A 14,431-nucleotide genomic window follows, 5' to 3' on the forward strand; every position below is an offset into this window, starting at 1 on the left:
TTTCAGTATATAAATGGTAGTGGAGAGACTTTTTATTTAGTCTCTCCACTACCATTCGAACGATATTGCGTCGGAGTGAATCCGAACTCTTCTTTAAAGTATTTATTGAAATATTTAATGGAATTGAATCCGACCCTGTCCGAAATCTCCGAAATATTATATGAACTGCCCCGAAGCAACTGGGCAGCTCGTTTCAATCGGACAGAACGAATAAAATCATTCGGTGTCAATCCAGTAATGGACTCAAATTTACGGTATAGCTGACTACGACTCATCCCCAAGTCATCACACAAGTTATTAACCGAGAACTCCGGATTTTCCATATTCTCTTCCACCAACCGTAAGGCTTTCTCCACAAATTCTTCATCTAAAGAAGTAATAGTGATATTCTGAGGAGAGATTTCTATTTCTTTATGAAATATTTCCTTACGCTTTTCCTGCTGTTCTAAAAGCATATTAATACGCGTCAGTAATATGTCATAATTGAAAGGTTTCGATATATAAGAATCAGCACCAGCTTTATAACTTTCTATCCGAGCTTCGTCTGAAATACGTGCCGTGAGCAAAATAATCGGGATATGTGAGGTCTGAATATTGTTTTTAATCCGGACACACATTTCCAGACCATCCACTTTCGGCATCATCATATCGGATATTATCAGGTCCGGCGACTTATGTATGGCAACTTCTTCGCCTTCGGCTCCGTCTCCAGCCTCCAGAATATTAAATTGACCTATCAATTGTTCCACCAAAAAACGACGGAATTCTACATTGTCTTCCACTATCAAAATAGTTTTCCTGTCCGAATATACCACCTTTTCTTCCACATCGGGAGACATAGCCGGAGCTTTGGATTCACTGTCGTCTCCTTTCAAATCGGATGGAATATATATCAAAAATGTTGTTCCTACTCCTATTTTGCTATGCACTTCTATCTTTCCGTTATGCAAAGAGACATATTCTTTGACCATATGCAAACCAATACCGGAACCTGTCACACCAGGAATTGGCTCCGACTGATAAAAGCGGTCAAATATCACATTCAAGTCTTTTTCACTGATTCCACATCCTGTATCGGATATTTCGATTCTTACGAATATCTTTTCATCTTTTTTCTCCGTCGCTACAATCGTTGAGATAAGCCCTCCATCAGGAGTGAATTTAAATGCATTGGAATAAATATTATTCAGAATCCGTTGCATTTTCGTATCATCAAACCAGATATTCATGCCAGGACATTCACTCTCTATCGAAAACTTTATAGATCGATTTGTCGCCAGTTCTTTAAACCCTGAACCAATGTACCGCACAAACTCTACGATGTCAGCCTGATGTAATTTCAGACTTTCACCTCCCATCTCCAGTTTCCGAAAATCAAGCAGTTGATTAATCAACTCCAACAAATTACCGGCATGGTTATAGATTGACTTCAATTTGTCCTTCATTGGATTCTCCGCTTGTTGAATAAGGATACCTAAAGGCGTCATTATCAAAGTAAGCGGAGTACGGAATTCGTGACTGATATTGGTGAAAAAGCGGAACTTCATCTGATTAAGCTCTTCTTTCTGCTGTTCACGTTTCAATGCCTCTTGTTCGAACTGCTTTTTAAGTTTTTTCTTCCTATAAGCTTTAAAAAACAAATAGATGACTCCACCTGCAATCAATATGTAAAATATGTAAGCAGGAACAGTTGCCCAAAAAGGCGGAGAAACGACAATAGTCATTTCTGCGGCCTGTTCTCCCCAACTTCTGTCATTATTGGCTGTGTATACCACTAATTTATATTTCCCCGGATGTAAACCGGTATAGGTAGCCACTCCCAGACCATTGGTCTTTATTTCATTCCAGTCCGGATCAAAATTCTCGAGTTTATACCTATAGTAGGTTTGCAAAGTATTCACATAGTTAAGCCCGGCAAATTCGAAAGTAACAAAGTTCTCATTATACTTCAAATGAATCTCACGAGTATTATTTATCGGATATTCAAGAATAACACGCCCTTTATATTCTGTGTGTTCCTTAACAGGAGAATTGAACAGACGGAATGCAGTGAATATAGGTTTATTGTGGACATGATTATAATAAATCTTTTGAGGTTGAAACGAATTAATGCCATGATGACCGCCAAAATACAGTTCTCCATCACGGGTTTTTAACGATGAATTCTCATAGAACTTTCCTCCCTGCAATCCGTCTTCTGAACTGAAGTTGACTATGAGAAAATCATATCCTTCAGAAGTCTCTTTTAATTCAATTCGTGAGATACCACTTACCGTTGATACCCAATAAATACCGCTATCATCCTCAATGATTGACGATATAGAATTGTTAGCCAATCCGGTCTCTGTAGTTATCGTATGAGCTTTCTTCTTTTGTTCGTCCCATACACGAATTCCAATATCCGTCCCAAACCATTCTAGCGAATGGCTATCTTTGTACACACAATTATAGCTTACCTGAGGCCCCATAAATTTAGGATTATCCGGATCGTCTATTTCAGGAACAAAGATTTTATCTTTATGAGTATCATAGTAGTAAATACCATTTTCCCCAAACACCGCAAAAGTAGAATTGCTGACAGGATAAAAACCATAATCGCGTTTATGAAAGCTAATCTTCGGATGTTTATCCCGCAACAATCGTATTTTTCCCGTTGAGGTGTCTAGCTCACCTACTCCTTCATTACTGACACTGACCCAGTAACGCCCATCCGGATCTTCATAAACTGCTCGGGAGATATTCTGCTCCGGGAATAACTCTGTATTAACTAATTGTTTATTGTAATATCTCACATTTTTTCCATCTATGCAGCAAAATCCATTCAAATACGTTCCAACCCACAATCTCTTTTTACTGTCTCTATAAAGAGTCAGACAAAGATCACCGGACAGAATATCTTTGAATGCCCTGCTGACTTCTCCCGTAGAAGGAGAGTAACGCATCAATCCGTATGCAGTAGTACCAATGAGTATCGTTCCGTCTTCGTCTTCCAACAAACAACGCACCGATTCGTTGGTAATCATTGTTTTATTCTGAACAGTCTGAATTAGCTTGAACTTATACATACTCGGATTATAGTAACAGATCCCTTGCCACAAAGTGCCTACCCAAATTCCGCCATTATTATCGGCAAAGATGCACTGTATGTCATTACTTAACACACTGCCGTCACCTAATTTCAATCCGGGCATTGTTTCAATTCTATGTGTAGAGTTTTCAATTTTCCGCAATCCAGACCACGAAGAACCGACCCATGCGTTTCCTTGCTTGTCCAAATCCATACAGGTAAAGAAGTTGGACATACCTTTAATGGTGCTTATCTCTTGCCAACCTTTATCAGTTTTATCACGATAGCAAACAGCCTGATTATACATCAGCCATAGATTCCCATCGGAGGTAGATTGTATTTTTAACCGGTCTGTAGCTTCAGAGATACGTCCTACAAAAAAAGTATCCTGACCGGTGTAATCTCGCAAGGTTTTGTCCCAACGACGAATCAGCCCGCTCGAATATACGATATAATAAGTATTCTTATATTGAGCTAACTCGTACGGAATACCGTGCCGATATGTAAAGTCACTGTTCCCCTTTTCGATTATCTGTAATTCTCCTGCGGATATATCAAAAAAATAGAATGTATTATCTTCGGTAAGAAACCAATAGTTCTTGCTCTCATCAATAAACAAATTCTTCAATTTTCCACTTACTCCCATCCGGCGTAATTCGGAATCAATATCATAAATAAACTGATTGGTATTCAAATCGAATAATAACAAATATCCCGGAGATTTCATCCATATCCGTCCGTAAGCATCGTGATAATCTTTAAATATTTGATTCCGGTTGAAATCCCATTTATAGATTTTCCGCCTATCGTGATAAAAATGTTCGAATGTAGCACCATTGTAGATGTTTAAAATAGAAGCTGTTCGAATGACCATACGACCATCCGGTGCCATTGTAAAATATCGTATTTGATTATCCGACATCCCATCAACCACATCCCAATGCCGAAACATATATTGTGAGTATACCTTAAAAATGCTTAGCAGGAGAACGAGTGTGATAATGCTTGTACGCTTTGTATTTTTCATAAGCCAGCCTAATTTGCCAGACAAAAATAGAGATTAAACATCAATACAACAAGGGTATACATTATAATTTTCGAAAAAACACAAATGATTAAGCGAGATAGACGTTTCATTCGTATTTCATTTAAATAAGGAACCAATTTATGCAAAATGTAATATGAAACGAATTCTTTTATGTCTTTCAGCAGCTTTATATTTACTTTTTATCCATGCAGAAAAAATAAAGCATCCAGCCTTACTTTATACCCCTCAACGAATTGAGCAGGCAAAAATAAGTGTCAGACAGGATACACGAATGTCTGAAGCTTGGAATTCAATCAGGAAAACTGCCGATAACCTATTGCAGAAAACTCAATTGAATAAGATAGACTATTTAGCACTCTCATTTCTAATGACGGATGAAAAGAAGTATGCTGATAAAATAAAAGAGATTTTGCTGGATGTCACTGAGGACGAAACTTGGGGCAATCAAGAAATGATGGCTCGTACCCCAGCCTGGAACGCCGACCTTGAGATTGCACATAAAGCTTTTTATGCAGCAATAGCTTATGACGCCATCTATCAAGAACTTTCTCAATCTGAAAGAAGAAAAATAGCTCACGGATTAAAACGTCTGGCAATGGACCCGCTATTAGGTGACTGGATCTTGGAGCCAACACGTATTCATTCACTAAACTCAATGGGGCACAACTGGTGGACTTCTTGTACGTGTATGGGTGGTCTACTTGCACTAAGCTTACAGAATGAATTGGAAGAAGCAAGAGATGCTGTAAAGATTATCAACGAAGTCCTTCCCGAATGGTTTGAGTTTGCAGGAGATGTGCTTCATCAAAAGCCAAAGACCTTTGATGAGGCCGGTGGAATGTATGAATGTCTGAACTATGCAAACTACGGGATTCAAGAGGCTTTATTATTCCGCTTAGCTTGGATGAATACTCACAAGGAAGATAAAGCAATAGAGATACCCCAACTGGAGAAGTTATCAGATTTTTTTGTACATATCTGTTATCCACGTACAGGTATGCTTTATAATATAAACTTCGGGGACAGTCATAAAAACACGGCTGCCGAAAGTAGTCTGATGTTATTATATGCAATGGGGATTCAAAATGATGATATGCTTTGGTATATGAATCAGATAGAGCAAGGGCAACACCGTGATGGATATTTTATCGACCGCCCGATAGGATTTCTCTATACTCCCGATTTGAGTAAAGCACCCAAGGTTCCTAAACTAAAGAAATCACAATTATTCAAAGACTTCGGTTGGGCAACCATGCGCAACTCTTGGGAGAAAGATGCCACAATGTTAGCCGTCAAGTCCGGATATACCTGGAATCATTCTCATGCCGATGCCAATTCATTCATAGTCTTTCATAAAGGAGAGGATATTATCAAAGATGGAGGACGATGTTGGTATGCGAATCCCGAATACCGCAACTACTTCTTTCAAAGCGAGGCACATAATGTCGTATTATTCAATGGCAAAGGGCAAAGACGAGAACAGCAATATTATGGTTCTACCTTAAGAGGATATCTGCATTATCTGTTGGATGCCGGAAATATAAAATATGTGTTGGCAAATGGTACAGGTCCTTATTCGGACCAGTTTAGCCGCAACTTCCGTCACTTTTTGTGGCTAGACAACGTCATCTATATCATTGATGATTTAAAAACCTATGAAACCGGTCATTTTGAATGGTTGTGGCATCCGGGAGGAATAACTGAGAAAAAAGGGACAGATCTAAACATTACAAATGGAAATTCTTCAGTAATAGTCCGTCCATTATATCCTCGCACGTTGGCACGATCTAATTTTGTGCATGATTATCCGGACGATTTGTATTGGGAAGTAATAGAAGTACCGACTGAAGATTTGAAAAGTAAAGATAGTTATTATTCTTTTCACTTGCCTGACGAAGTCAATAGAGTGAAAGGTGTGACTGCTATTATTTTAAAAGAGACTCCCGATGAAAAAGAGCTTCCTGAGATTGAGAAACGTGAAGGTAAAAACTGGATTGGTTTACGCATCCGCAATAAGGGTAAGATTACAGATATTTATATTAATCAGTTAGCAGACGGACGATTAATGCATAGCAATTCATGGATTGAAGCCGATGGCTGGTCTACAGATGCTTATATGTTTATAGTTACATATCCGGAAAAGAGCGCTCCGGCAGATGCTAAAGAGTATTTTATTGGTTATGGCAGTTCATTAAAAAGAGGAACTACCTCTTATTTCTCCTCGCTGGCAAAACTATTTATTATTCAGAAAGAAGAAAATAGACGCATGCAGCTATGGATTGATGGCTCCACCAAAGTCAAAGCCTATATCAGAAGTTTACAATGCCCGGTATCTGTGTCTGTTAATGGGGAAAGTATTCCCATAGTCTATGATCATTCAAATCTAAAAATCGAATTATAAAGCGCGAACCAAGTGGAGTGAAATGATAGCATCGAGACTATATTTCATTATCAGCCTATTATCAGAGGTTATTATCAAGAGAGCATTGATATTCATTTATTTGAATGTTATACTAACTGTTTGACAATAAAAATAGGTGCAAGCTACAAATACATTCAGTCAAAGATGGCATCTCCTATTTTATAGCTACTTTCGTCTGTAATCTTATGTCATCGGAAGCAGCACCAATCATTATCTGAAAAGTTCCCGGCTCCACAATCCTCTTTAAATTCCGATCGACAAGCGAGAAATCCTCTTCGGACAAAATAAACTTCACTTCCCGTTCTTCACCACGCTTCAAAAACATTTAGATGGAAAAGATATAAACAGGATAAATAGTAACTTCTTCATAAAACAAACATAAATAAAAGAAACCTGCTTACCAAAAGAATATTATCTTTTCAGTAAGCAGGCTTTCACTCATATTCAAAAATGCAAAGAGCAAAAACTCTCACAAATTTGTGTGTTCCATTAATTGATAGCTATCGGAGCATCCAACGTCTTAATAGTAATTCCATTTGTAGTACCGTTTATACGCCCTGTGGCATCTTTGATAACTCCACCTTCCTGAGTCTCTGATCCGTCTAGTTTATAATAAAGTGCCAAGCCTTCTGAAGCAGGGTCAACACCCAGCATATTCTGCTTAAGTTGATTTTCCGTACGGGCTACACTCCAAACACGGACTTCACTCATTTTACCATGGAATGGACGTTCACCCCATTTAAAACCATAGATTCTACCAATATAAAAACCCATGTCCGAATTCGGATCAAAACCGTCAATACCCCAATCTGAACCAGCCCATTTCTCACCATTTACATAAATACCTGTTTTTCCTGTCGGTTGATCATAAGTCAACGCTACATGATACCAACGATTTGTTAACAACGGTTTCGTTACACGGTAGTTCTGTCTTCCGGCCACTTCCAAATAATCTTTAGGAGTAATTCCTCCTCCTGCATCACCGATACGGAGAATCATCACACCTTCGGTTCCCATAATCGTATTATTATCGAGGAAATAATCCACATTAATCAATGCTTCGTAAGTGAATGACGAGAAGAAAGTACCGACAGGGAACTTCACAGAAATATAGTGATTACTGAAATTACCAGCTTTGGTAATTTTCAACGGTTTGGAGAAAAAGAAATATGCAATGTTTGTTCCGGAAAGAGTCGACACCGAAGACGAATGCACCCGCATAGGCAAAACATATGAGTTCCCGGCTTTCAAGGCTTCTAACCCGGAAAGTTCGACTTCTACATTATCCGCATACAATTTTCCACTCGAAATAGAAGATGTCGTACTGCTTAGCTTTACCTGCGAAACATCAAGCATCTCATAATTTGTGCCATACTTTGCATTGTATTCGTCTACTACACTTGGTTCGGCTACACTATATGATACGTCTACCTGAGAGGAAGTTGCTGACGAGAGTCTTGAAACCAGATCAAATGTCATTACATCCATTTCATCTTCCACCGAGAAATTATATTCCTTGCTTTCGAAATAAACCTTAGGCTCCAGCAGGTCATTCATGCTGTCGTTGCAAGCGCCCAACAATAACGCCATACTACCTACCATCAAATAATAGAATATATGTTTATTCATCATCTTTTTACTGTTTTAGAATTTTATAAGTCCACTTATTTCTGCGGTTTATTTTCCGCTTCGTTTTGTTTCGCTTTCCATTCATTGAAAACCCGCTGATTGATTTGAATAGCCTGACGCATCCATTTATAATTTGGCGTATTGTCATAATCATTATCGAAGCGATAAGCTCCTACTCCACCTTTATAACCTTCTTGCGGCATAGCAGCAGCCTGCTTCAGCAATTGACCTCCATTAATGGCATACTTTTCAAAGTTCTCTGTGCAGATTATTTTTTTAGGATCAACGCCATAACCATCAAAACCGGGATTGGAACTAGCATAACTTTGTATAATCCAATAATCGACATACTCATCCAATTCATGGGTAAGCCCATAAATATTTCCATCAATACAGATCATTTTATGTCCTTTACCTTCCGGATCGCTTTTCGGACCAATGTAATTGTTCATCTCTTTAACCAAATGAATCAAATGCTTATTCTGACTCAATGTGCCATCCATATCAAACACACCACTACCGATTTCCCAGTCTACATCATAACCGTCCCATTCGTTTGCATACAAAGAATCACACAGAGCTTTGGCAAACTTCGCCAGACATGCATAATGGTTTTCACTTTCAAACTGACCTTCAAATCCCCAATATTTCCAACGGGCTTGTTTCTTCGCCGTTTCCAATTGAGCCGCCGACCAGCCTTCTTCCTCCGCTTGTTTTTCCACTTCGAGGTATACCGAATTTGGTGTCGCGCCCTTACCAAGATAAGAAAGCAGACTTACCTGCAACAGTTTCGTTCCTTTCACCTTTTGCACAAACTCTTTATCTGCCTTCTGCTCCGGAGTGATTTCATAACGTCCTGGAGCGCCACTCCACATAGAAACAAAATCCATACTATCGGGCATAGCAGAGAGATATCCTCTTCGATAAGCTCCAGCAGGCGCCCAATTGGAATACCATCCGAAAGCTACGGGACGATTGTAATTCCAAGCAGTCGCCTTATAGGCGCGCAGATTGGCATAATATGCCTCACTCTCCGCATTGTTCATTGTGGCATACCCGCCTATATGGTCTATCTCAATATTCTCCACATCCATGCAAGAAGTTACCATCATGCCTGTCAATGGAATAATATATAACAATTTTCTTAATGATTTCATATTCTTCATCTGTATTAAAATGATACATGTAGGTTATCTCTTACAATCCCACCACAAACGGGTAGAAGACTTATCTTCGCCACCTGCACCGTTATTGAACAACTTCAAGGCTGCTTCATAAATAGCCTTTCCCTCGTTAGTCTGAGAAAAACTGGTGGGATAAATCATACGGCGAATACCGCCCTCAAGAGTTGCGCCTTGCACTGCTCCTTTCAAAGTCTTAATGACATTCAACTTCGGATAACCGGTTCTTCTCCATTCCGTCCACGCTTCCTGTCCGTTAGGAAACAAAGCAATCCACTTCTGAATCATAATTTTTTCCAACTTCTGCTCAGTTGTCCCTTCAAACTTGACAGTAGTCTCACACGGAGCAGAAAGTGTTTGCCCATACTGATAATGGGAAAGAACATATGCCCGAGGTGACAAATTGGAATTCATATAATCGTCTACAGGTTCGGTCACACCATTCTCCTGAAAAGACATATCAATGCCCTGTTTATACCATGAATCCGCACTGCCGAAACCTTCCCACACTAAAGCTGCTTCCGCACGCAAAAAATAAACTTCCGATGCACGCAGCCAATATGTAGGAGTTCCACTTTGAATATTGGGCTTTGAGCAAGATTTATAGATATCATTCTGCGCATTGGCATGCCCTGCCGGCACCGCTTGATATGTTTTTCCGTTGAAAGCCTCAACACCATAAGAGGCATTACCATCCATCGGCAAAAAATAAACGTTCAAACGCGGGTCTTCATATCCCATCAGATAAGAAAAGATAGAAGAACCCATACGAGCTTCATTATAGTTGCCTGCCAGCCATTCAATGTTGTTGCGAAAAGTCATACCTGCTCCTTGACTCATTTGAGCCGCATCATCCTTAGCCGTCATCACGCCGATAGAATGATTTACTGCTTGAGTAGCAAACTTTTTCGCCAGTTCCGCATCAGCGAAGCGGACACGCATAGCCAAACGAAGCATCAGCGAATTGCCGTATTTCACCCATTTGGTAGCATCTCCGGCATATACCGCATCATAAGCGCCCATTACATTCACCCCATTTTCCGCCTTTTCTGTTAATTCTTCAATGGCTGCGGTCAATTCTTCAAACATCGCCGTATACACCTCTTTCTCCGAATCGAACGGAATGTTCATTGTAGCGTCCGCCGCATGAGAATAAGGTATCGGACCGAAACTTTCAAGTGTCTTGTGCCAAGCGGAAATCTTCAGAATTTGAGCCAAAGCAAAGACTTCGGGCGTACCATTTTTCTCGGACGCTATTTTCAATTTCTTCCAAGGATCAAGAGCATTGGTATAAGACTGTGTATAGGTCGCTTTTATCCAATTGTCCAACAAATAATAAGTAGTATTGTTACTACCTGCGTTCCAACCGTTACTGTTGTTCTCGCCAAAAAATCCACTCCAATTATCGGCCGATAGATGATAAGCTATTTGATACTCATTGATAACATCTGTATCATCAGCCTGTGTGCCTACGGGAATCACTGTCCGTTGCATAGCTGTAATCAGCCCTCCGACTTCAAAACCATCCATCGCACCTTCTCCGTCGCTCATCTCAAATTGGTTGGTATTGATTTCTTCAAAATTGCATGAGGCAAATAGCGTCATTGCGCATATCACCGCTAATAGTTTAAAATGATTCATTTTTCTCATAATAAAGAAGGTGTATTATAATTTAAATTTAATACCGAAGCCAAAGCTACGAACACTCGGTTGCATAAAATAATCATTACCTTGTCCGTAAGTACTAGTGGAAGGAGTCAGTTCCGGATCGAACGGAGCTTCGCAATACAACATCCAAGGATTGTTGGCTATAAACGAAACTGTAACATCTTTCAACACGTTACCAAACCACTTATTAGGCATAGTATAGCTAAAGGTAAGTTCTTGCAAACGAATATTGGTGGCACTGTATACATAGTAACCGGAAGTTTCATAATTTCCCGTACCTGTCATCTGATAATAAGACTTCGCATCTACCAGACCTTGTCCCTTCAACAATACGCCTCCCGCTTCACGAGCCTCAGCCGAACGTTTGGATACACCGAAACGATCAAGCAATGCCTCTGTAGAAGAGGTCACCACGCCTCCAAAACGTCCGTTGATCTGGAATCCGAGCCCAAAGCCTTTGTATGTCAACATATTACTCCATCCCATATTGAAATCAGGAGAAGTTTTTCCCAAATAAACGGGTTCCCCCTTTTCCATTCCAAAGGTTCCGTCGCTCTTTACCTCAACATATCCCAAGTGGTCTTTCTTCAAGAAGGTGTTGGCATAAATATCGTGGATACTTCCGCCTTCTTTCAAGATGACACGACCACCATCCTTCAAAACCTCCGGAATATTAATCGGTTCATCCATCAAATCCGTATGATAGTTTTCAACCATCTCCTTAATCTCGTTTATATTACGAGAGAATGTCAATGTTGAAGAGATTCCTAATCCGAACTTAAACTGATCGGAATAGCTTAATGAAGCCTCCCAACCACGATTTTCCACATTACCGGCCTGCAAATAAATCTGCTTGTATCCGGTAAATTCCGGAAGATCACCCAAGAAAGTCTGATTGTATGTATTAGAATGATAGTAGGTTACCTCCGCACTTAATTTATTCCACAACTTCAGACTTAATCCAAATTCGTATGACTTTGTACGTTCTGCCTTGAAATCAGTAAACGGATAGATACCGGTAGGATCTAATGCACCACCCACAATAGGGGTAGTTACCGTACCCGGAGTCAGTCCCGAACGGGATACAGGCGCACCGACTTCCGTATACGAACCGCGAACTTTCAGGTAAGAGATAAATTCGGGCAATTTGACCATCTCGGAAATAATCCCGGACAGACCGATTGAGGGATAGAAGAAAGATTCTTCATCGGTATTCACCAAACGTGAATTCCAGTCATTACGTCCGGTCAGCGTCAAATAAAGCATACTCTTCCAACCAAGTTCCAAATTGGCAAAAACAGCATGATTACGTACACGACTATCACCACCCTTTTCTGAGATACGACCATTAGCCGGATCGATATTAGAAGCCGCAAATTTATTGGGCACTCCCAATAATGTCCCTTTGTATCCTCTCTCCAATGCCCAATAGTTAGAATAGTTCCAACCCGCATTGGCAGAAATACTGAAATCAGCTATATGTTTGTTTACGTTCAACATAAAGTCGGCATATTCCTGACGGTCTTCATAGTTATTGTATCCATACAGTCCTTTCTTTCCTTCCGCAAATTTATCGTCGGATGAAGCGTAAATCTTGCGTTCAAACAATACATGTGTGTCATCCATTCTGAAACGGGCTGTCGCATTCAACCAATCGGTAATATTATAAGTCAACCCTACGTTGAACATATAACGACTCTTTTCATTCGTAGCTACATTGCGATAAGCAGTCCAGTAAGGGTTCTGTGAAGCATATACCGGATCTGCCACCGGCCAATACTGAACCGGAAGTTGGCGACTTTCATCGAAATGTTCGAATGACTTAATTCCATCAAAGTCTTCACCACGAGGGAACAAATAGGCGGCCATCACCGGATTCCAATATTGTCCTTGCGATACCATATTCTTGTCTTTCTGTTTCACATACGACGCACCTAAATCGAGTTGTAATTTATCATTAAGGAAAGTTGCCGTATTACGGATTGTGAAATTCAAACGTTCATATTCATTATTAGGCACAATACCTTTGGAATTGGTAGAAGAAACAGAAGCAAAAGTCTGATTCGATTTCGTACCGGTGGTCAACGTAACCGAATTAATAAAGTTTGTTCCGGTATTAAAGAAATCCTTCTTAGGATCATAACTTGTAGGAGTCAACAGTTTCTCACCCCAGCTTTCATACATATCTTTTTTGTTACCATACGTATTTTGAAACTCAGGAGTCATATAAGCTTTGCTGAACTCTGAAGAAGAAGAGAACTGCACTGAAAGTTTTCCTTCTTTTCCTTTTTTAGTGGTAATCAAAATTACACCGTTAGCGGCACTACTACCATACAACGCAGCAGCCGAAGGACCACTCAAAACAGAAAGACTTTCAATATCTTCGGGATTGAAGTCGGCGATTCCTTCTGTTCCGGCCTTACCTTCACCCATAATACCACTGTCGGTATTTCCCATATTGGTATTGAACAAAGGAATACCGTCCACCACATACAAAGCATTGTTATCACCTTCGATAGATTTTGCACCACGCATTACAACACGTGTCGCACCACCAACTCCACTAGCACTTTTGTTAATACTCACTCCGGCTATCTTACCGTTCAGCGAGTTTACGAAGTTAGCATCTTTTACCGTAGTCAGTGCATCTCCCTTGACTTGTTGTACATTGTAAGACAACGCCTTTTCTGCACGTTTGATACCCAATGCCGTTACAACAACTTCATCGAGCACTTCTGTATCCTGCTTCATTACAACCGGATAGAAATCTTTCTTGGAAACAGGAATTATCTGTGCAGCATATCCGATATAAGATACTTTGAGAATAGATTTCTCTGCCGCCTTGATCGTAAAGTTACCATCGAAATCGGTAATCGTACCTGTAGAACTACCATCCACAGATATATTTACTCCAATCAACGGTTCACCGCTTTCATCAGTAACCTTTCCTTTGATATTTTTAAGGGTTTGTGCAACTACAGGCTTCTTTTCAGCTATTATGATGTAGTTACCTTGAATCTGGAATGAAAAGCCCGTCCCTTTTAAGATGGTATCAAGTGCGGTTTCGAGGGATGCGTTCCGCAAGTTTAACTGGGCTATTACTTTTCCTTTTAATTCGGAATCACTATAATTTATAGACTTTTTAGACTGTTTTTCCACAGTTTTTAAGGCATCAATGACAGTGATGTTCTTTTGCTGGATAGTTATTTTACTATCATTTTGAGCCAAAGCGAAAGTCTGTATAAGAATAAGACTTAAAAAAGTGAGAAAGACCCGCTTATGAGCTATTTTTTCTGCTATTTTTTCGTAGATTTGTAGCATCTTTAGTATTAGTTAATTGGTTATTATTCTAGGATCATTCAGAATAGCGTCAATATTACGCTAATATTAAAAGAGATTGATTTCATATCCGGGAG

General features: G+C 39.8%; 7 protein-coding genes. 1 reads left to right on the top strand and 6 read right to left on the bottom strand.

Features of this window, described 5'->3' with window-relative positions; translation table 11 throughout:
- Positions 1 to 32 precede the first annotated feature (32 nt).
- Positions 33 to 4,094 carry a two-component regulator propeller domain-containing protein gene (locus tag DXA54_RS02850; RefSeq protein WP_120078937.1) on the bottom strand — a complete coding sequence of 1,354 codons (4,062 nt, stop codon included), beginning with the start codon at positions 4,092 to 4,094 and terminating at the stop codon, positions 33 to 35.
- A gap of 154 nt (positions 4,095 to 4,248) precedes the next feature.
- Here DXA54_RS02850 and DXA54_RS02855 point away from each other — a divergent pair, with 154 nt between their 5' ends.
- Positions 4,249 to 6,516 (top strand): heparinase II/III-family protein, encoded by a 2,268-nt coding sequence (locus DXA54_RS02855; protein WP_120078938.1) that lies wholly within the window; start codon positions 4,249 to 4,251, stop codon positions 6,514 to 6,516.
- A gap of 175 nt (positions 6,517 to 6,691) precedes the next feature.
- On the opposite strand, the gene DXA54_RS02860 is transcribed toward DXA54_RS02855, so the two are convergent.
- The 5 genes from DXA54_RS02860 to DXA54_RS02880 all read right to left on the bottom strand — a co-directional run bounded on the left by DXA54_RS02860 (position 6,692) and on the right by DXA54_RS02880 (position 14,336).
- On the bottom strand, positions 6,692 to 6,862 hold the full coding sequence (locus DXA54_RS02860) for a fibronectin type III-like domain-contianing protein (RefSeq protein WP_004299796.1): 171 nt from the start codon (positions 6,860 to 6,862) through the stop codon (positions 6,692 to 6,694).
- 164 nt (positions 6,863 to 7,026) lie between these two features.
- Entirely contained in the window at positions 7,027 to 8,169 is a 1,143-nt protein-coding gene (locus DXA54_RS02865; RefSeq protein ID WP_004310490.1) for a DUF1735 and LamG domain-containing protein, read from the bottom strand.
- 32 nt (positions 8,170 to 8,201) lie between these two features.
- On the bottom strand, positions 8,202 to 9,323 hold the full coding sequence (locus DXA54_RS02870; RefSeq protein ID WP_120078948.1) for a glycoside hydrolase family 18: 1,122 nt from the start codon (positions 9,321 to 9,323) through the stop codon (positions 8,202 to 8,204).
- A 33-nt stretch (positions 9,324 to 9,356) separates the two neighbouring features.
- Positions 9,357 to 10,997, bottom strand: a complete 1,641-nt coding sequence (locus DXA54_RS02875) for a SusD/RagB family nutrient-binding outer membrane lipoprotein (RefSeq protein ID WP_120078939.1) — start codon at positions 10,995 to 10,997, stop codon at positions 9,357 to 9,359.
- 15 nt (positions 10,998 to 11,012) lie between these two features.
- Positions 11,013 to 14,336, bottom strand: coding sequence for a TonB-dependent receptor (locus DXA54_RS02880; RefSeq protein ID WP_008649633.1), 3,324 nt, complete (start codon positions 14,334 to 14,336; stop codon positions 11,013 to 11,015).
- Positions 14,337 to 14,431 lie beyond the last annotated feature (95 nt).

Origin of the sequence: Bacteroides sp. OF03-11BH, assembly GCF_003604005.1 — a bacterium.
Lineage (GTDB): Bacteria > Bacteroidota > Bacteroidia > Bacteroidales > Bacteroidaceae > Bacteroides > Bacteroides ovatus.

Excerpts from the sequence above, each read along its gene's own strand:
- DXA54_RS02850 (WP_120078937.1), bottom strand. The coding sequence starts at position 4,094 with ATGAAAAATACAAAGCGTACAAGCATTATCACACTCGTTCTCCTGCTA.
- DXA54_RS02870 (WP_120078948.1), bottom strand. The coding sequence starts at position 9,323 with ATGAAATCATTAAGAAAATTGTTATATATTATTCCATTGACAGGCATG.
- DXA54_RS02875 (WP_120078939.1), bottom strand. The coding sequence starts at position 10,997 with ATGAGAAAAATGAATCATTTTAAACTATTAGCGGTGATATGCGCAATG.
- DXA54_RS02880 (WP_008649633.1), bottom strand. The coding sequence starts at position 14,336 with ATGCTACAAATCTACGAAAAAATAGCAGAAAAAATAGCTCATAAGCGG.
- DXA54_RS02860 (WP_004299796.1), bottom strand. The coding sequence starts at position 6,862 with ATGTTTTTGAAGCGTGGTGAAGAACGGGAAGTGAAGTTTATTTTGTCC.
- DXA54_RS02855 (WP_120078938.1), top strand. The coding sequence starts at position 4,249 with ATGAAACGAATTCTTTTATGTCTTTCAGCAGCTTTATATTTACTTTTT.
- DXA54_RS02865 (WP_004310490.1), bottom strand. The coding sequence starts at position 8,169 with ATGATGAATAAACATATATTCTATTATTTGATGGTAGGTAGTATGGCG.